We start from the raw sequence: 18,636 nt of genomic DNA on the forward strand, positions 1-18,636 counted from the left end.
GCCCCCAATACGGTTGTTGCCATCACGCCCAGTGAAGGGCATCAAAACGGCCCAAGGCTCTACTCGTAAATGGTAGAAACTACGGGCTCAGACCACCAGTGCCGCCATGCCCGACTTCGCAGGGCCAGTCCCGCCACGGGACGCGGGAGGTGGTGACAATAAAGGGCGCCGCCACAATGGCGACGCCCCTTTATATGGTCCGGCGGCTATCTCGGACAGCCGGTGTCTCAGTCCTCAAATTCCATGATGACCGCATCAACGGCCAGACTGTCGCCCGGCGCTGCGTTGATCGACTTCACCACGGCGGTCTTTTCGGCGCGAAGGATGTTTTCCATCTTCATCGCCTCAACCACGGCAAGCGGCTGGCCCGCCTCGACCGTGTCGCCTTGCGCTACCTCGATCCGGGTGACGAGGCCCGGCATCGGGCACAGCAGCAGTTTGGAAAGGTCAGGCGCTTCCTTTTCGATCATATGCCCGGCAAGCTCGGCGATACGCAGCGACAGCACGCGAACGCTGTGGCTGGCCCCGCGGGTCGTCAGCCGCCAGTCGGTGCGGCGACGATCGACACGCACGGCGAGCACGTCGTCCCCGAACTTCGCCTCGACCAGCTTGCGCCCCGGCAGCCAGTCGGCATCGATGTCGAACGGTTTGCCACCGACCTCGACCGCGCCGTCCTTCACCGCGACCTGATGGTCGCTGCCGTCGATCCGCACCACCCAGTCCCGCCGGGTGAGCGTTTCGTCCAGCCGTGGCGATAATTGCCCGTCGATCATGCCGTTTCGCGCGGTTTCGATACTGGCGAGCAGCCCGGCCAGCGCCGCCAGCCGTTCGGTCAGTTCAGCATCCGCAGGCGCGCCCTGAAAACCTTCGGGATATTCCTCGGCAATGAACCCGGTCGACAAATTGCCGTCGCGGAACCGCTGATGCTGCATGACGGCAGAGAGGAAGTCGACATTATTGCCCAGCCCCTCCAGTTCGAACCGGTCGAGCGCGCCGATCTGCGCGTCGATCGCTTCCTCCCGCGTCGGTGCCCAGGTGACCAGCTTGGCGATCATCGGGTCATAGAACATGCTGACCTCACCGCCCTCGGCCACGCCGTCATCGACGCGGATATAGGCGCTGTCGGTATTCTCCACCGGCTGCTGATGCGCAGCCGCGTCCGGCGTACGATAGCGAACCAGCCGCCCGGTCGAGGGCAGGAAGTTGCGATACGGGTCCTCGGCATAGACGCGGTTTTCGATCGCCCAGCCGTTGATCTGGATATCGTCCTGCGTGAACGGCAGCTTTTCGCCATAAGCGACGCGGATCATCTGTTCGACCAGATCGATCCCGGTAATCGCCTCGGTCACCGGATGTTCGACCTGAAGCCGCGTGTTCATTTCAAGGAAGTAGAAGCTCTCGCCTGTCGTATCGGCACCCGACACGATCAGTTCGACCGTGCCCGCGCTGTAATAGCCGACCGCCTGCGCCAGTGCGACCGCCTGCTCGCCCATCTTGCGGCGCATGGCGTCATCGACGAAGGGCGACGGCGCTTCCTCGACCACCTTCTGATGGCGGCGCTGAATCGAGCATTCGCGTTCGTTGAGGTACAGCGTGTTGCCATGCTTGTCGGCGAGCACCTGAATTTCGATATGGCGCGGGCTTTCGATGAATTTCTCAATGAAGACGCGGTCGTCGCCGAAGCTGGCCAGCCCTTCGCGCTTGGTCGCCTCGAAACCTTCGCGGACATCCTTTTCGGACCAGGCGAGCCGCATCCCCTTGCCGCCGCCGCCTGCCGACGCCTTCATCATCACCGGATAGCCGATATCGTTCGAAATTTCGACGGCATGTTCGGTATCGCGGATTTCGCCGACGAAACCGGGGACGACATTCACCCCTGCCTCGCGCGCCAGCTTCTTCGATTCGATCTTGTCGCCCATCGCCGCGATGGCGTTCGGCGGCGGGCCGATAAACGCAACGCCAGCATCGGCGCACGCCCTGGCAAAGCTCTCACGCTCCGACAGGAAACCGTATCCCGGATGGATCGCATCCACGCCGGTGGCCTTGGCGGCATCGAGGATCAGCTCGGCCTTCAGATAGCTTTCGGACGCCGGTGCCGGCCCAAGCCGAACAGCCTCATCCGCCATCAGCACATGGGGTGAGCGCGCATCGGCATCCGAATAGACCGCAACGGTGGCGATCCCCATCTTCTTCGCCGTGCGCATCACCCGACAGGCGATTTCACCGCGATTGGCGATCAGTATTTTTTTGAACATCCAGCTCCAGCCTTACATCGTCATGGTTTGTTGAAGGTCGCGCAGTTGCTTGATGCGCTCGCGGGTCAGCTCCGCTTTGCAGCCCGAAACCAGCATCGGTTCCATGCTGCCGCCACGCGCGACATAGCCTTCAACGCGGCATTGCGAATCGCGATATTTCAACCAGTCGCGCTGCGATTCGAGCAATGCAGGCGCGTAGCCCGGACGCGCGTCATCGGCAGGCGCGCTCGCATCCCGCGCCTTCATGAAAGCGTAAGTCGTCTTCCACTGCGCATTCAGTGTTGCATCCGCCGCCTGATAGGCCTGCACGGAACAGCGGCTCATGTCCGCCTGCGTCTTCGCATCGTCGCAGGCCGGCGCACTCTGCGCAGCCAGCGCCATCATCGCCAATATCAGCATCGCAAATCTCCTATTCCGCCGCCTCTGCGCGCATCACCCGGCGGGCAATCTGTCCGCGATTGGCGATCGGTATTTTTTGAACATTAGCGGCTCCAGCGTTTGGTAACTTTTTCGGTGATAATTTCAGTGCCGAGAAGCATTGCGATCAGCCAAACTAACGCGACCAAAGCGAATGCGACCATTCCTGCAGCCTTGGGCATTTGCGAACCAACCAATCCAACGAGGAAAAATATCGGCATTACGGAGACTATGAACAGGCCAAACCCGACCACTGTCTTGAGAAGAATGTAACGGCCCCAGCTCATCTGGATGTTATCTCGGTCAATCCTTCGTCATGCCGGACTTGTTCCGGCATCCACTCTTCATCAGGCGGGCAGGCCCGCGGCTCTGTGGCCCCCGGCACAAGGCCGGGGTGGCGAAGACGAGGAAAAATCACTCCGCCGCCTCGACCTGCGGCGCGCAGCCGCAACCGCTGCGCATCGGCTCTTCGCTTTCCATCGGCTTCAGCCCCAGCTTGGCGAACAGCGCGGCATCGGCATTGTCGCCGGCATTGGCGGCGGTGAGCAGCTTGTCGCCGGTGAAGATCGAATTCGCGCCCGCCATGAAGCACAGCGCCTGTGTCGCCTCACTCATGCTCTCACGCCCGGCGCTCAGACGCACCATGCTCAGCGGCATGGTGATGCGCGCGACCGCGATCGTGCGGACGAATTCGATATCGTCGATTTTCGCCATCGGCGTGTCGGCGAGCATATCGCCCAGCGGCGTGCCCTTTACCGGGACCAGCGCGTTAACCGGCACGCTTTCGGGATGGCGTTCAAGCGTCGCAAGCGCATGGACGAAGCCGACGCGGTCACTACGCGTCTCGCCCATCCCGACGATCCCGCCCGAACAGACATTGATCCCCGCCTGCCGCACATTGTCGAGCGTTTCCAGCCGCTCCTCAAAGCTGCGCGTCGAGATGACGTTGGCGTAATTTTCGGGCGCGGTGTCGATATTGTGGTTGTAATAATCGAGGCCCGCTTCCTTCAGCTGCGCCGCCTGTGCCGGCGTCAGCATGCCCAGCGTCATGCAGGTTTCCATGCCCATTGCGCGCACGCCTTCCACGATCTCGACGATCGCGGGCATGTCGCGCTCCTTGGGGTTGCGCCATGCCGCGCCCATGCAGAAGCGCTTCGACCCCGCATCCTTTGCCTGCGCTGCCGATTGCAGCACTTGCCGCACGTCCATCAGCTTGGTCGCCTTCACACCGCTATCGGCATGGGCGGATTGCGAACAATAACCGCAATCTTCGGGGCAGCCGCCGGTTTTGATCGACAGTAACGTGCAAAGCTGCACCTCGTCCGCCGAATGATGTTCGCGGTGCACCGTGGCAGCGCGGAACAGCAATTCGGTGAACGGAAGGTCGAACAGTTCGGCGATCTCTTCGCGGGTCCAGTCGGTACGGGTCATGCAAATAGGGTCCGGATAAATAGGTAAACGAACATGCCCACGCCGAAGCAGAGCAAAAATGGCGCGGTCACACGGTAAAAATTGAGCGAGCGGCGCGGCGCATCTGGCGCGCGTTCGCGCACCAGTTCGCCGGTCCCGCTAAACGAAAGCAATGCAGAACAGCCGATGACGATCACTGCGCCGATCAGCAATTCCTTGCCGCGTCCGGCGGCGGGCACTTTTTCGGACAGCGCCAGCACGCCGCCCAGCGAAAGCACGCAAAGCGAGGTCAGATATTTGAAATAATCATAGAGAAGCGCATCGGTTGCATTGCCATGCGGGGCGAGCGGCCCTTCTCCATCCTCGCTTATCATTCGGCGGCCTCTTCGCGTGGGGGCATATTGTGCCCGAGCAGGCGTAGCACTTCCTCGGCCGCTTTCACCAGATTGGTGCCGGGACCGAAAATGGCCTGCACACCCGCATCGCGCAGGAACTGATAATCTTTGGACGGGATCACCCCGCCCGCAATCACCTTGATATCGCTGCGGTTCTTTTCTTTGAGCAAATCGATAAGCTGCGGGATCAGCGTCTTGTGCCCGGCGGCAAGGCTCGACGCGCCGATCACATCGACATCGCGCTCGAGCGCCAGTTCTACCGCTTCCTCCGGCGTCTGGAACAGCGGCCCCGCAGTCACGTCGAAACCGAGATCGCCGAACGCTGAAGACACGAGATTCGCGCCGCGATCATGCCCGTCCTGTCCCATTTTGGCGACGAGCATACGCGGTTTGCGCCCCAGCCGCCGCTCGGTCGCGGAGACGCCTTCTTTCAGCGCTTCCCATTTGCGGTCGCTGCCATAGGCACCGCCATACACGCCCTTCACCGGCGTCGGCATGGTGTCGTAGCGGCCGAACACATCCTCCATCGCCAGGCTGATCTCGCCCAGCGATGCGCGTTCGCGCGCAGCATCGACCGCCAGCGCGAGCAGATTGCCGTCGCCGCGCGCGCCGTCCCGCAGCGCATCGAGCGCGGCCTGACATTTCGCCTCGTCACGGTTCGCCCGGAGCTTTTCGAGCCGCGCAATCTGGCTCTGTCGCACCTTGTGATTATCGACGTCGAGGATTTCGATCTCCTCCTCCGTCTCGGGCCGGAATTTGTTGACGCCGACGATGGTATCCTCGCCGCGATCGACGCGGGCTGCACGCGCGGCGCTCGCCTCCTCGATCATCGCCTTGGGCCAGCCGGCGGCGACCGCCTTTGCCATGCCGCCCTCATCCTCGACCCGGTCGATAATCTCCTGCGCCTTGTCGACCAGCTCCTTCGTCAGCGCCTCGACATAATAGCTGCCGCCGAGCGGATCGACCGTATTGGTCATCCCCGTCTCTTCCTGAAGGATGATCTGGGTGTTGCGGGCAATGCGGGCAGAGAAATCGGTGGGCAGCGCAATCGCTTCATCGAGCGCGTTGGTGTGCAGCGACTGAGTGCCGCCCAGCATCGCCGCCATCGCCTCGATCGTGGTGCGGATGACGTTGTTATAAACGTCCTGCTCGGTCAGGCTCACGCCGCTCGTCTGGCAATGGGTGCGCAGCATCTTAGACCGGTCGGACTTGGCGCCCAGCTTCGTCATGGCATTGTACCACAGCGTCCGCGCGGCGCGCAGCTTCGACACTTCCATGAAGAAGTTCATGCCGATCGCAAAAAAGAAGCTCAGCCGCCCTGCGAACTTGTCGATATCGAGGCCCGAAGCGACGCCATATTTCACATATTCGATGCCGTCGGCGATGGTGAAGGCAAGCTCCTGCACCTGCGTCGCGCCTGCCTCCTGCATGTGATAGCCGGAGATCGATATCGAATTGAAACGCGGCATCTTTTCCGCCGTATAAGCGAAGATGTCGGAGATGATCCGCATGCTCGGCTGCGGCGGATAGATATAGGTGTTGCGGACCATGAACTCCTTCAGAATGTCGTTCTGAATGGTTCCGGACAGTTTTTCGGGCGCAACGCCCTGCTCTTCCGCCGCGATGATGTAGAAGGCAAGGCACGGGATCACCGCGCCGTTCATCGTCATCGACACGCTCATTTTATCGAGCGGGATTTGGTCGAACAGGATTTTCATATCCTCGACGCTGTCGATGGCGACGCCCGCCTTGCCCACATCGCCGGTGACGCGCGGATGGTCGCTGTCATAGCCGCGATGCGTGGCAAGGTCGAAGGCGACCGACAGCCCCTTCTGCCCCGCAGCCAGATTGCGGCGATAGAAAGCGTTCGATTCCTCTGCCGTGGAAAAGCCCGCATATTGGCGGATCGTCCACGGACGCCCGGTATACATGCTGGCATAGGGTCCGCGCGTATAGGGCGGGAAGCCGGGCAGTCCTTCGTCCCACCCTTCGGTATCCGCCTTCGTATAAAGCGGCTTTACGTCGATCCCCTCCGGCGTGCGCCAAGTGAGATCAGCCCCCTTCGTCTCCTTCGAAGCGGCTGCCTGCCAGTCATCCACGGTTATTTTCTTATCAGTCATGATTTCGTCCAATCGCGTGCGGATCAGCAGGCGTCGAGCTGCTTATCCTCACCCCCCTGAAGCACATATTTGCCGTTCACCAGTTTGTAGGTCGCATCGAAACTGCGACTGCCGGTGAAGTTCACGGTGAAGGATTTACCCGGCGCGACATCAGCGATCCTGCCCGAAATATCGGTCCCGTCATCGGTAACCGCGCCCTTGTTGCTATACGCGCTCTGGAAACGGGCGACGGTCTTCGGGCCGTCAGCAGTCAGTTCGACCAGATCGGTATATTGGCAGCTATAGCCCTGCCAGGTGCCGCCGCCAATCGCTTCGATCACCGGAAGGTCGAGCAGATCGTCGCGGATTTTCCAGCTTCCGACTTCCCCGAAACTGCCGGTTTCGATGGCTTCGGGATAGCGTTTCACAACGCTGTAGCTGCTGCCCTCAGGCTTCAGATAGATGGCGGAGATCAGCCCGGCGGAGGCGTGTGCGGCATCCTGCGCCGTGCCTTCGCTGACCAGCACGGGGCCGAACGGGGCTTGAACCAACTTGTGATGGTCGAGCACATAATGCTCGTTCTTCCCGTCATAGGTCGCGTTGTCGCCAAACGCCGCCTGCACCGCTGCGTCGAGATTGCCGGTTGCAGGCGCGGTGTCGTTAGTCATCGCCGCATTATCAGGCGCGGGCGCAGTGCTGTTGCTTTCCGATCCCGGATTGCACGCGGCCAGGACTGCAATCAATCCCGCCGTCAAACCTACCCGTATTCCCGCGAAAGCGGGAATCCAGAGCCGCGAACGCCGCACCGCACCGCTCTGGACTCCCGCTTTCGCGGGAGTACGAAAGCCGCTCCGGGCTCCCGCTTTCGCGGGAGTACGGCGATGCGCGGGATCGTCGATACGCGGATACTGCATGTTCAATGCGCCTCCTTCGGCGTTTCCATGATTTCGGTGAGCTGACCGCCCATATCCTGTGGGTGGACGAAGAAAATCATCGTGCCATGCGCGCCGATCCGGGGTTCGCCCAGCACGCGCTTGCCCTGCGCTTCGAACCACGCTTTCGCCTCGTGAATATCGGGCACTTCGTAGCAAATATGATGCTGCCCCCCGAGCGGGTTCTTCGCCAGCCATTTGCCCACCGCACTGTCGGGATCGGTCGGTTCGAGCAACTCGATCTGCGTTCCCGCCGTGCCGTTTTCGCCCGGCGTGTTCACAAAGGCGACGCGCACCTTCTGGCTTTCGAGCACGAACGGCTCGGTAATGTCGCTCGCGCCCATCACATCGCGATAATGCGCGATCGCGGCATCAAGGTCCGGCGTCGCGACGCCGATATGGTTGAGACGGCCCAGTTTCATCACAAACCTCTCTCAAGAATTCCTATGGCTTGGCTAAGAGCCAAAAGGACGATCACAATTTTTATTGCCTGTTTTAGCCAGAAATACCTCCTTGAAGACTGCTCCTTACCCGCCGCAGTTCTTCCTAGCACCTGCCAAAGCCTACGCCCCAACGAGAGCGCTCCAACGGTCGCCACCGAAAGCATCAGCGCGAGCCACGGGATTACGAATGCCTCAACACCCATTACAGCGGAATATTGTCGTGCTTCTTCCACGGATTCTCCAGCTGCTTGTTCCGCAGCTTTCGCAATCCCAGCGCAATCCGGCGGCGCGTCGAGTGTGGCTGGATCACCTCGTCGATAAAGCCCTTGCTCGCGGCGACAAACGGGTTGGCGAAGCGCGCTTCATATTCCGCTGTCTTTTCCGCGATCTCCTCAGGCGTTTTCCCGCGAAAGATAATCTCGACCGCGCCCTTGGCACCCATCACCGCAATCTCTGCGGTCGGCCAGGCATAGTTGAGGTCGCCGCGCAGATGCTTCGACGCCATCACGTCATAGGCGCCGCCATAGGCCTTCCTCGTGATGATCGTGATCTTGGGCACCGTCGCCTCGGCATAAGCGAAGAGCAGCTTCGCGCCATGTTTGATGATGCCGTTATGCTCCTGTCCCACACCCGGCAGAAAGCCCGGAACGTCGACGAACGTCACGATCGGAATGTTGAATGCGTCGCAGAACCGGACGAAGCGCCCGGCCTTTTTCGATGAATTGATGTCGAGAACGCCGGCCAGCACCATCGGCTGATTGGCGACGATACCAACGGTTCGCCCCTCGATCCGGGCAAAGCCGCAAAGAATATTCGGCGCATGGGCGGGCTGAATTTCAAAGAAATCGCCCTCATCCACCGTTTTGCGGATCAGCTCATGCATGTCGTACGGCTGGTTCGCATTGGGCGGGATGATCGTGTCGAGGCTGTGCTCGATCCGGTCCCACGGATCGGTGCATGGCCGTTCGGGAACCTCTTCGCGATTGCTCGCAGGCAGAAAGTCGATGAAGTCACGCGCGGCGAGCAGCGTTTCGATATCATTTTCGAATGCGACATCGGCGACCGAGGATTTGGTCGTGTGCGTGATCGCGCCGCCCAGCTCTTCCTGCGTGACGACCTCATTCGTCACGGTCTTCACCACATCGGGGCCGGTGACGAACATGTAGCTCGAATCCTTCACCATGAAGATGAAGTCGGTCATCGCCGGGCTGTACACCGCGCCGCCCGCGCACGGCCCCATGATGAGGCTGAGCTGCGGCACCACACCCGATGCCAGCACATTGCGCTGAAACACCTCGGCATAGCCGGCCAGCGAAGCAACGCCCTCCTGAATGCGCGCGCCGCCCGAATCGTTGAGGCCGATGACCGGTGCCCCGACCTTCATCGCCATGTCCATCACCTTGCAGATTTTTTGCGCATGGCGTTCGGAAAGCGCGCCGCCAAACACGGTAAAGTCCTGACTGAAGACATAAACGAGGCGGCCATTGATCGTGCCCGACCCGGTCACCACGCCGTCGCCGGGCACCTTTTGCTCGTCCATGCCGAAATCGACGCAATTATGTTCGACGAACATGTCATATTCTTCGAAACTTCCGGCATCGAGCAGCACCTCGATCCGCTCACGCGCGGTCAGCTTACCCTTTTCATGCTGCCGGTCGATCCGCTTCTGCCCGCCACCGGCGCGCGCAGCCGCGCGGCGCTTTTCCAGTTCTTCGACGATTTCGAGCATCCGGCTCCCACCTTTGTTGATTGCTTCGCGTTGCCTGTCACTCCCAAGCTTTCGCGCGAAAAGCAAATCGCGCAGGCGCTCTGCTCAGGAACCTCCGTACAACCACGGAGATCCGGCACTTTCTTGCGATTCCCCCAAAAAAGGCGTATTTTTGTAACCCGACCGCGAAACGGCCCTGTCCGGCAGAGACAGGCAAGCGGTCGGGTTAGGAGTGGATATTATGGAACGACTCGATTCGGACGTTCGAAAGTGCCCATTTGCATTTTTGATGATGCTGTCGCTCAGCGCAGCCGCAATCATTGCATTGCTGGTGTTGCTGATCCGGTGAACGGCTGCAACGCCCTGAAATAATAGATCCGCCACCTTACAGCAATGCGTCCGGGGGGGGGGCGAGGCGGCGAGGACGATCGCGCGCCCTCGCCGGTTCAGAACGCGCGAACGATAGCCGGAATCACGGCACCACCAATGCACCTCATGCGGGCCCCTTCTTTGGTGCCCCCCGGATGAGCAGCGCCGGTCAAACGCCGCCTGTCCCAATGGACGCGACACCGTCATCATGCCGCGGCCCGGAGATCATGAAAGCGGGAGGGCAGAGATTTAAGACATCTGCCCCTGCTTCTCAGGAGATTCGAAATTCGGAATCTCTTTCGTAAACCTTCGCTTGCTTACAAAGCGGTGAAGCGGTTTCTCAACCCACCAATATGCAAGAATTCCAGCGAAGACACCTGCCGCTGTTGCGAAAATTACAATGCTGACGGACTCAAGCCTGAGCATTTGCCCTATTTTCAAAGCTATCGACAACGCGAACGTATGCCATAGGTAAATGGAGTAACTTGCATCGCCGATGAGCAACGGAATAAAATAACGCCGCACGCCGTATTTTTTCTCGATTACCAGTGTTCCCGCGACCAGCAATAGCGAGGGAACACCGAAAATCAGAATCCTGGTCGCCTCGACGTTCAAAAATTCGACAAGAATGAACAGAAACCCCGCCAGAAAGCAGAACGGAAATCCCATCCACGCCGGAAAGCTTTCCCGGGTCTTCCATACCGAGCCCAGCAGCGCGCCGGCGAGAAACTCCAGCAATATGGGGTTCGTATAGAATGTCACCAGCGTCCCATGGTTCTGGCTGACCAGCCCCGCCAACACCAGACTTGTCAGCATCGCCGCAAGAACAAATACCCGTATTCTCTCCAACCGGATAAACAGGACGAGCGAGAACAAAAGGTAAAAGAATATCTCGTAATTCAGCGTCCAGCCCTGAACCAGAATCGGATAAATCTTTCCGAGGCTCGGCGACACCGCCGGAATGAATAAAAACGAAGCAAGAATATGCCCTGCTTCAATTTTCGCACGCGGAAACATGCCGATAAGAGCACCGAGCACCATCGCCACAGTCGCAGCCCAATAAGAAGGCGCAATACGGCGGAAACGGTCCAGAATGAACTTCGCGGGCAGCGTTTTTTCGTTCGTGATAGCAACCATCAGGAAGCCGCTGAGCACAAAGAAAATATCCACGCCCGCCTCGCCGATGACAAGATCGATTCCTACCCGACCGGCAGCGTGAAATGCGACAACCCCCAAGACCGCTATCGCACGAAGATATTGCAAACCAATGATTTTATTCATCACCCCCCCCTTGGCGATAAAGCTCTGCACGCACTTGCGGTACTGGAGAATTCCAAAATAAACAGTATCTTAGGCGAAGCCCATGAAGCGATAGCCCGATATTCAACCGGACAATTCGCTATGAGGGCGGATTTTCAAGGATATACTTGTGCTCGTGTGTGTCTTCAACGATCCGGCATTAAGTTCCACTATCCCTTTGTCCCATATTCGGCCAGACTGAACAGCGGATATGCGCCGGCCCGTATCGGAAAACGGTTCAGCCGAACGCCGATTGATCCGGACGCTCCACACGACCGAAGCGCCGCGCGGCTTGCGCACGACATGACCTAAACAGATTACAGATCTGCGATCGATTATTTGCCGGACGATAACGGTGGCGAAAAAAGCGTGCCGGAAAAATCGCTGCGCTGCAGCCAAGCCAACCGTTCACGCACATATCATCCGGATCGTGCCTGGCGCTGATAGGGAACTCGCAGGGGGCGCCTACCCATCGACATGCGAAAACGCGGCGTTACCGCGCGGGCCCCTGTGCATGTGGCTTTATCTGGCGGGTAAAAACGAGCGGATCGCCCGCCATGACCAAAGCCATTGCAACAAGCCAGGAACGGCCTCAGCCACTCACCAGCCCGGTGGGAGGCGCTCGCCATGTCGCGTTCAATCTGAAGAGGGGATGGTGGAGCCTAGCGGGATCGAACCGCTGACCTCTACAATGCCATTGTAGCGCTCTCCCAGCTGAGCTAAGGCCCCATTCCCTTGGGAGGCGACGCCTTTACAAAGGCGTCGCCGGGATTGCAAGCGCGATCGACGGTGGATCGCGAAATTTTACGAATTAATTTTCGTCTTTGTCATCGGACGTGTTGACGCCCAGATCGTCGTCGCCGCCCAGATCGTCGTCGTCGACAGCATCCTCATCATCGTCATCGATGTTCAGATCCTCATCGTCCAGATCCTTATCCTCGTCCTTTTCCTTCTCCTTATCGGTCTTGGCCGAATCGAAGGGGAGCGGCTGTTTGGACTTCAGAATCGGTTCCGGCTCCCACGCATAACCGCATTCGATGCAGGTTACGGGATCGTCCTTTTCCAGGTCGTAAAATCGCGTTGCGCATTTCGGACACGTACGTTTCGTGCCCCATTCCGGCTTCACCATGTGCCGCCTTTCGCCTTTCAAGCTAACAGGAAATCGGGTTCGAACCCGGGAAAGTGGCGCGCGCCTTGCCATAGCGCAAGGGCGCTGTCAAAAGCCGCGCGCCAATGAATAGATCCGAACCCCGCCCGCTGACCCTTTCCGCCCCCGGACCGCTTACCGGTTCGCTGACCGTTCCCGGCGACAAATCGATCAGCCATCGATCGCTGATGTTCGGCGGTCTCGCCGTCGGCGAAACCCATATTACCGGCCTGCTGGAGGGTGAGGACGTGCTCGCCACCGCCGCTGCCATGCGCGCGATGGGATGCACGGTGACGCGCAGCGGACCGGGCGAATGGCGCGTCAGCGGCGTTGGCGTCGGCGGCCTGTTGCAACCCGAAACCGCACTCGACATGGGGAATTCGGGCACCTCCACCCGGCTGCTGATGGGGCTGATCGCCAGCCATGCCATCACGGCGACCTTTATCGGCGATGCGTCGCTCTCCAGACGCCCGATGGCGCGGGTGATCGAGCCGCTATCAACTATGGGAGCCGATTTCACCGCGAGCCCCGGCGGGCGCCTGCCGCTCACCCTGCGCGGGATCAGCCCGGCAGTGCCCATCACTTATACGCTGCCGGTCGCATCGGCGCAGGTGAAATCGGCGATATTGCTCGCCGGGCTCAACACGCCGGGCATTACCCGCGTGATCGAACCCGTGCTCACTCGCGACCATAGCGAGCGGATGCTCACCGGATTCGGTACTGATATCAGCGTCGAGCCGAGCGATCAGGGCCGGGTGATCTCGATTCGCGGTGAGGCCGAGCTTCGCCCGCAGCAGATCGTGGTGCCGGGTGATCCTTCCTCGGCCGCTTTCTGGATGGTGGCGGCATCGATCGTTCCCGGATCGGACATTGTGATCCGCAATGTCGGACTGAACCCGACTCGCTCCGGGATCGCGACCGCGCTCCGGGCGATGGGTGCCGATATCGTCGAACAGGATACGCGCGAAGCGGGCGGCGAGCCGGTCGCTGACCTTCGCGTGCGGCATGCACCCTTGTCGGCGATCGAGGTGCCGCATGATCTCGCCCCCAGCATGATCGATGAATATCCCGCGCTGTTCGTCGCCGCGGCGTTCGCGAGCGGTCGCACGGTGGCGCGCGGCGCGCACGAGCTGCGCGTCAAGGAATCGGACCGGATCGCCGCGATGGCCGCCGCGCTCGGCGCATGCGGCGTGGAAATCGAGGAATTTGAGGACGGGCTTGCCGTTACCGGCACTGGGGGCGACCCGCTGCCGGGCGGCGCGCGGATCGCAAGCCTGCTCGACCATCGGATCGCGATGAGCATGGGCATCGCGTCGCTTCACGCCGGAAAGCCGATCGTGGTCGACGATGCCCGTCCGATCGCGACCAGCTATCCCGATTTTACCGACACCGCCATAGCGCTGGGTGCCGAAGCACATTGGGTGACGCAATGATCATCGCCGTGGACGGACCCGCAGCGTCGGGCAAAGGAACGATCGCACGCGCGCTGGCGCGGCATTACGGCCTGCCGCATCTCGATACCGGGCTGCTCTATCGTGCGGTGGCGGCAACCGTGCTCCGCGAGGAACTCGATCCGGAGAAAGAAGCTGATGCGGTCGCGTCGTGCGGCTTTCCCGATTCGCTGCTCGACGATCCGCAGCTGCGCACCGACGATATCGGCAAGGTGGCATCGGTTGTCTCGGCACATCCGCTGGTCCGCGCGGCGCTGCTCCAGCGGCAGCGCCGGTTCGCGCAGCAACCGGGGGGCGCGGTACTCGACGGGCGCGACATCGGCACGGTGATTGCGCCCGATGCCGATGTGAAGCTGTTCGTGAAGGCGACGCCCACCATCCGCGCCCAGCGCCGCCATGCCGAATTGCGCAAGGCGGGGCAGAATGTCAGCCTCGATCGCGTGCTCGCGGATATTCGCGCGCGCGATGATCGCGATGCGCGGCGCACGCAGGCACCGCTGCGTCAGGCCGACGATGCCCTGGCGCTCGACACCAGCTTTCTGTCGATCGAGGCGGCGGTGCAGCGCGCGATCAGTCTGGTCGATACCCGGCTCGCAGCGGCGAGCGCGACAGGCAGGGGATAAGCGCGCCCGCCGCTTGCCTTTTAACCGCTATTCCGCTAATGCGCGCGGGTCCTGCAAGCCGATGCTTGTGGAGGTCGGCGCGGAGGAATTCCTCACGCGCCCTTTTCGCATTTGACGCGATTTTTCGCATCGCCCGCGAGTCCGCCTCCTCCAAGCGCCGGTGCGCAGGATGTCGCGACCGGTATTCGACCGCCGCGGCAGATCGGCCAAAAGACCGCCGGAACCAACCGGCTGGCCGGAAAAATGATTTGAACAGGAATTTGTGACCCTATGGCCACTATGGCGAATCCTTCCCGCGATGATTTCGCGAAAATGCTCGAACAGACCCTTGGCGATGCGGACAGCTTTGAAGGCCGCGTTGTCATCGGCACCGTCACCGGTATCGAAGCCGATATGGCGATCATCGATGTCGGCCTGAAATCCGAAGGCCGCGTGCCGCTGCGCGAATTCGCAGCGCCGGGTCAGAAGGCAGAGCTGTCGGTCGGTGACGAAGTCGAAGTCTATGTCGACCGCGTCGAAAATGCGAACGGCGAAGCGATGCTCAGCCGCGACCGCGCCCGCCGCGAAGCCGCCTGGGACAAGCTGGAAGCCGAATATGCGCAGAACAGCCGCGTCGAAGGCGTTATCTTCGGCCGCGTGAAGGGCGGCTTCACCGTCGACCTCAACGGCGCCGTGGCGTTCCTGCCGGGCAGCCAGGTCGATATCCGTCCGGTTCGCGACGTCACCCCGCTGATGGACATGCCGCAGCCCTTCCAGATCCTGAAAATGGATCGCAAGCGCGGCAATATCGTCGTTTCGCGCCGTGCGGTGCTTGAGGAAACCCGCGCTGAACAGCGTTCGGGCCTCATCCAGTCGCTCACCGAAGGTCAGGTCATCGAAGGCGTGGTCAAGAACATCACCGATTATGGTGCGTTCGTTGATCTGGGCGGCATTGACGGCCTGCTGCACGTCACCGACCTTTCGTACAAGCGCGTCGGGCACCCCAGCGAGATGCTGAACATCGGCGACACCGTCACCGTTCAGATCATCCGCATCAATCGCGAAACGCAGCGCATCAGCCTTGGCATGAAGCAGCTCGAAAGCGATCCGTGGGAAGGCGCGAGCGCGAAATATCCGGTCGGCATGAAGCTGAACGGCCGCGTCACGAACATCACCGAATATGGTGCGTTCGTCGAACTGGAGCCGGGCATCGAAGGCCTTGTCCACGTTTCGGAAATGAGCTGGACCAAGAAGAACGTACATCCCGGCAAGATCGTTTCGACCAGCCAGGAAGTCGAAGTTGTCGTGCTCGAGGTCGATGAGGACAAGCGCCGCATCAGCCTTGGCCTCAAGCAGGCTCAGGCCAATCCGTGGGAGAAGTTCGCCGAAGATCACCCCATCGGTTCGACCGTGTCGGGCGAAGTCAAGAATGCGACCGAATTCGGTCTGTTCATCGGCCTCGACCACGATGTCGACGGCATGGTGCACATGTCGGACATCGCATGGGGCATTTCGGGCGAGGACGCGCTGGCCCTGCACCGCAAGGGCGAACAGGTCGAAGCAGTCGTTCTGGCTGTCGAACCCGACAAGGAGCGCATCAGCCTCGGCATGAAGCAGCTTGAGCGTGGCGCACCGGCAGTTGGCGTTGCCACCACCGGCGACCGCCTCAACAAGGGTGCGATCGTCACCGTCAACGTCCTTGAAGTCCGCGACGCGGGTCTTGAGGTTCAGGCTGGCGAAGACGGCGCGACCGGCTTCATCAAGCGCACCGATCTTGGCCGCGACCGTGACGAGCAGCGCCCCGAGCGCTTCCAGGTCGGCCAGAAGTTCGACGCGATGGTCACCGGCTTCGATCGTTCGAAGAAGCCCACCTTCTCCATCAAGGCGATGCAGATCGCTGAAGAGAAGCAGGCGGTTGCTCAGTATGGTTCGTCCGATTCGGGTGCGTCGCTCGGCGACATCCTCGGCGAAGCGCTGAAGCAGCGCGGCGGCGAAGAATCTTGATAAAGATCAAAAATTAAAAATCGTGGCGCGGCAGGCACTTACGTCTGCCGCGCCATTTTTTTTGCGCGAAGTTTACGTAAAGGTAACGTTGATCGAGGTTAAATTATCAGTCTAAGGACCGATTTCGGTAAACGTTATCTTTTTTCACTCTTTCAGAAGGGACGGTTATGATCCGCTCCGAATTGGTGCAGATCCTCGCGCACGATAATCCCGAGCTCGCTATCGGCGATATTGAAAAGATCGTTGCGCTGTTTTTCGACGAAATAAGCCGTCGCCTCGCAGAAAATGGCCGTGTCGAACTTCGGGGTTTTGGTGCCTTCTCCACCCGCGCACGCGATGCGCGTACGGGCCGCAATCCCCGCACCGGCGAGACCGTCGACGTCGCCGCGAAGCGGGTTCCCTATTTCAAACCGGGCAAGGAAATGCGCGAACGCCTCAATATGTAGCGCTGTTTGCATCGGAATGGCTTGACCTCGGCCTCACCTTCGTCTTGGCAGGTCCGCAACGCGGACGTGGCGAAATTGGTAGACGCACGGGACTTAAAATCCCCTGGCTGAAAAGCCGTGCGGGTTCGAGTCCCGCCGTCCGCACCAGCATCGGGCCGGGTCGGCCAGGATCGGGGATGCAGATGAGGCCGCTGTTACATCGCATTGCTGCCGCAGGCGCGCTGTGCCTCATCCTCAGCGGGTGCCAGCAAAGCCAGGATGATTCGACGATCGTGCTAAGCGCGATCGGCGAGGCGGCCGGTCGGGCCGATCCTGTCCGGGGACCGATGATATTTCCCGATTCGGTGGTGATGGGCGCTACGGCGCAGGGTCTCGTGCGATTCGACGCAAACGGTCAGGTCGAACCCGGCCTTGCCGAACGCTGGATCGTGATCGACGACGGAACCAGCTATATCTTCCGCATCGACGATGCGGTGTGGCCCGATGGCAGCCCTGTTGATGCAAGACAGGTCGCACGCGCGCTGAACCGGGTCATCGCACCCGGATCCCGTAATCCGCTCGCGCCCTTCTTGCGCAGCGTCGAAGAGATCGTGGCGATGACCCCCGAGGTGATCGAGATTCGTCTTTCGCACCCCCGTCCCGATCTTCTCCGTCTGCTCGCCCAGCCGGAAATGGCGATTTTTCGTCCGAGGACGCTGGTCGGTACCGGCCCCTTCCGGCTGGAAGACGCTACCGCGCCACTGCGGCTGACCTCGGCTCCTGTCAGTGACGCGGATATCGACGGCGATGATGACGGCGAGGCGGCACCGCAAATCCGCCTGCGACTGCGCGGCGAACGTGCGTCGCTGGCGCTGATCCGCTATCGCGAGCATCTCTCCGATCTGGTGCTGGGCGGCACCTTTGTCGACTGGCCCACCGCCCGGGCGAGCGGCGTTTCCGATTCCGATTTGCAGATCGACCCTGCCGAGGGGTTGTTCGGATTGCAGATTCGTAACCGCAAGGGCTTTCTGAGCGATCCCGGCAATCGGCAGGCGCTGGCGATGGCGCTCGACCGCGATGCGATACTCGATCGCGTGGCGGGCGACTGGAACCCCAGCGAGACCATCCTGCCCGAACAGCTCAATTCCGCCGCCCCGCCCGCGCAGGCGCCCTGGGGCACGATGGGTCGCGACGATCGGATAGCGGCGGCGAAGGCACAGGTCGCGCGATGGAAAGCGCAGCAGCGCGAGGCGATGCCGCCGCTGCGCATTGCCCTGCCCGACGGGCCGGGAGCGAATCTGCTATGGACCGGAATCGGCCCCGCATTGAACGGGATCGGGCTGCCGGTGCTGCGCGTCCCGCTCAGCGCTGAGGCCGATCTGACGCTGGTCGATGCGGTGGCGCCGTTCGACGGGGCGAGCTGGTATCTGCGCACCGCATGCGGCGCGTGCGACGAAACGATCATTGCGATGCTCGACGCTGCGGTTACCGCGACCAATACCGGCGTGCGCGCGCAATATCTGGCGCAGGCCGATGCAGCGCTGGCGCAGGACGCCGCATATATCCCGCTCGCACGGCCGCTGCGCTGGTCGCTCGTCCGCCCCCGGCTTGGCGGGTTCCAGCGGAACTCGCGCGCATGGCACCCGTTGAACCACCTGCGCAAGGAGAATGGATCATAGC

16 protein-coding genes and 2 tRNA genes are annotated in these 18,636 nt (G+C 61.1%); 6 read left to right on the plus strand and 12 right to left on the minus strand.

From position 1 onward, the window contains the following. Window positions 1-227: 227 nt before the first annotated feature. From EV664_RS12645 to EV664_RS12700, 12 genes are all read right to left on the minus strand, one after another. Window positions 228-2,255: an acetyl-CoA carboxylase biotin carboxylase subunit gene (locus EV664_RS12645; RefSeq protein ID WP_133496096.1), complete on the minus strand. Its 2,028-nt coding sequence runs from the start codon at window positions 2,253-2,255 to the stop codon at window positions 228-230. 12 nt (window positions 2,256-2,267) lie between these two features. After that, entirely contained in the window at window positions 2,268-2,654 is a 387-nt protein-coding gene (locus tag EV664_RS12650) for a lysozyme inhibitor LprI family protein (RefSeq protein ID WP_133496097.1), read from the minus strand. 83 nt (window positions 2,655-2,737) lie between these two features. Next, the gene (locus tag EV664_RS12655) at window positions 2,738-2,959 is read right to left on the minus strand and encodes a hypothetical protein (protein ID WP_133496098.1); all 222 of its coding nucleotides are present in this window, start codon (window positions 2,957-2,959) and stop codon (window positions 2,738-2,740) included. A gap of 127 nt (window positions 2,960-3,086) precedes the next feature. Next, a complete protein-coding gene (bioB, locus tag EV664_RS12660; protein ID WP_133496099.1) occupies window positions 3,087-4,103 on the minus strand; it encodes a biotin synthase BioB in 1,017 nt (338 codons plus the stop codon). Then, complete coding sequence (locus EV664_RS12665) at window positions 4,100-4,456, minus strand: hypothetical protein (protein WP_133496100.1); 357 nt, start codon at window positions 4,454-4,456, stop codon at window positions 4,100-4,102. The genes bioB and EV664_RS12665 overlap by 4 nt, the downstream gene beginning before the upstream one ends. Beyond that, entirely contained in the window at window positions 4,453-6,597 is a 2,145-nt protein-coding gene (gene scpA / locus EV664_RS12670; RefSeq protein WP_133496101.1) for a methylmalonyl-CoA mutase, read from the minus strand. Before scpA ends, EV664_RS12665 begins: the two co-directional genes overlap by 4 nt. 23 nt (window positions 6,598-6,620) lie before the next feature. Beyond that, complete coding sequence (locus tag EV664_RS12675; RefSeq protein WP_133496102.1) at window positions 6,621-7,244, minus strand: hypothetical protein; 624 nt, start codon at window positions 7,242-7,244, stop codon at window positions 6,621-6,623. Window positions 7,245-7,492: 248 nt separating this feature from the next. Then, the gene (gene mce, locus EV664_RS12680; protein WP_133496103.1) at window positions 7,493-7,930 is read right to left on the minus strand and encodes a methylmalonyl-CoA epimerase; all 438 of its coding nucleotides are present in this window, start codon (window positions 7,928-7,930) and stop codon (window positions 7,493-7,495) included. Window positions 7,931-8,153: 223 nt separating this feature from the next. Then, window positions 8,154-9,680 (minus strand): acyl-CoA carboxylase subunit beta, encoded by a 1,527-nt coding sequence (locus EV664_RS12685; protein ID WP_133496104.1) that lies wholly within the window; start codon window positions 9,678-9,680, stop codon window positions 8,154-8,156. A 597-nt stretch (window positions 9,681-10,277) separates the two neighbouring features. Next, entirely contained in the window at window positions 10,278-11,309 is a 1,032-nt protein-coding gene (locus EV664_RS12690) for an acyltransferase family protein (protein WP_133496105.1), read from the minus strand. Window positions 11,310-11,980: 671 nt separating this feature from the next. Continuing rightward, window positions 11,981-12,056, minus strand: a tRNA-Ala gene (locus EV664_RS12695). Between the two features lie 82 nt (window positions 12,057-12,138). Further along, window positions 12,139-12,456 carry an FYDLN acid domain-containing protein gene (locus EV664_RS12700; RefSeq protein WP_133496106.1) on the minus strand — a complete coding sequence of 106 codons (318 nt, stop codon included), beginning with the start codon at window positions 12,454-12,456 and terminating at the stop codon, window positions 12,139-12,141. A 104-nt stretch (window positions 12,457-12,560) separates the two neighbouring features. On the opposite strand from EV664_RS12700, the gene aroA reads away from it, so the two are divergent. The 6 genes from aroA (at window position 12,561) to EV664_RS12730 (ending at window position 18,635) form a co-directional block, all read left to right on the plus strand. Continuing rightward, on the plus strand, window positions 12,561-13,907 hold the full coding sequence (gene aroA, locus EV664_RS12705; protein ID WP_133496107.1) for a 3-phosphoshikimate 1-carboxyvinyltransferase: 1,347 nt from the start codon (window positions 12,561-12,563) through the stop codon (window positions 13,905-13,907). Beyond that, the gene (locus EV664_RS12710; RefSeq protein ID WP_133496108.1) at window positions 13,904-14,548 is read left to right on the plus strand and encodes a (d)CMP kinase; all 645 of its coding nucleotides are present in this window, start codon (window positions 13,904-13,906) and stop codon (window positions 14,546-14,548) included. Before aroA ends, EV664_RS12710 begins: the two co-directional genes overlap by 4 nt. Before the next feature lie 270 nt (window positions 14,549-14,818). Further along, a complete protein-coding gene (gene rpsA / locus EV664_RS12715; RefSeq protein ID WP_133496109.1) occupies window positions 14,819-16,531 on the plus strand; it encodes a 30S ribosomal protein S1 in 1,713 nt (570 codons plus the stop codon). A 167-nt stretch (window positions 16,532-16,698) separates the two neighbouring features. Continuing rightward, on the plus strand, window positions 16,699-16,977 hold the full coding sequence (locus EV664_RS12720) for an integration host factor subunit beta (protein ID WP_133496110.1): 279 nt from the start codon (window positions 16,699-16,701) through the stop codon (window positions 16,975-16,977). A 60-nt stretch (window positions 16,978-17,037) separates the two neighbouring features. Further along, window positions 17,038-17,124, plus strand: a tRNA-Leu gene (locus tag EV664_RS12725). Window positions 17,125-17,159: 35 nt separating this feature from the next. Beyond that, on the plus strand, window positions 17,160-18,635 hold the full coding sequence (locus EV664_RS12730) for an ABC transporter substrate-binding protein (RefSeq protein WP_133496111.1): 1,476 nt from the start codon (window positions 17,160-17,162) through the stop codon (window positions 18,633-18,635). Window position 18,636: the final 1 nt, after the last annotated feature.

It is taken from the genome of Stakelama pacifica (assembly GCF_004361835.1).
In the GTDB taxonomy this organism is placed as follows: Bacteria; Pseudomonadota; Alphaproteobacteria; order Sphingomonadales; family Sphingomonadaceae; genus Sphingomonas; species Sphingomonas pacifica.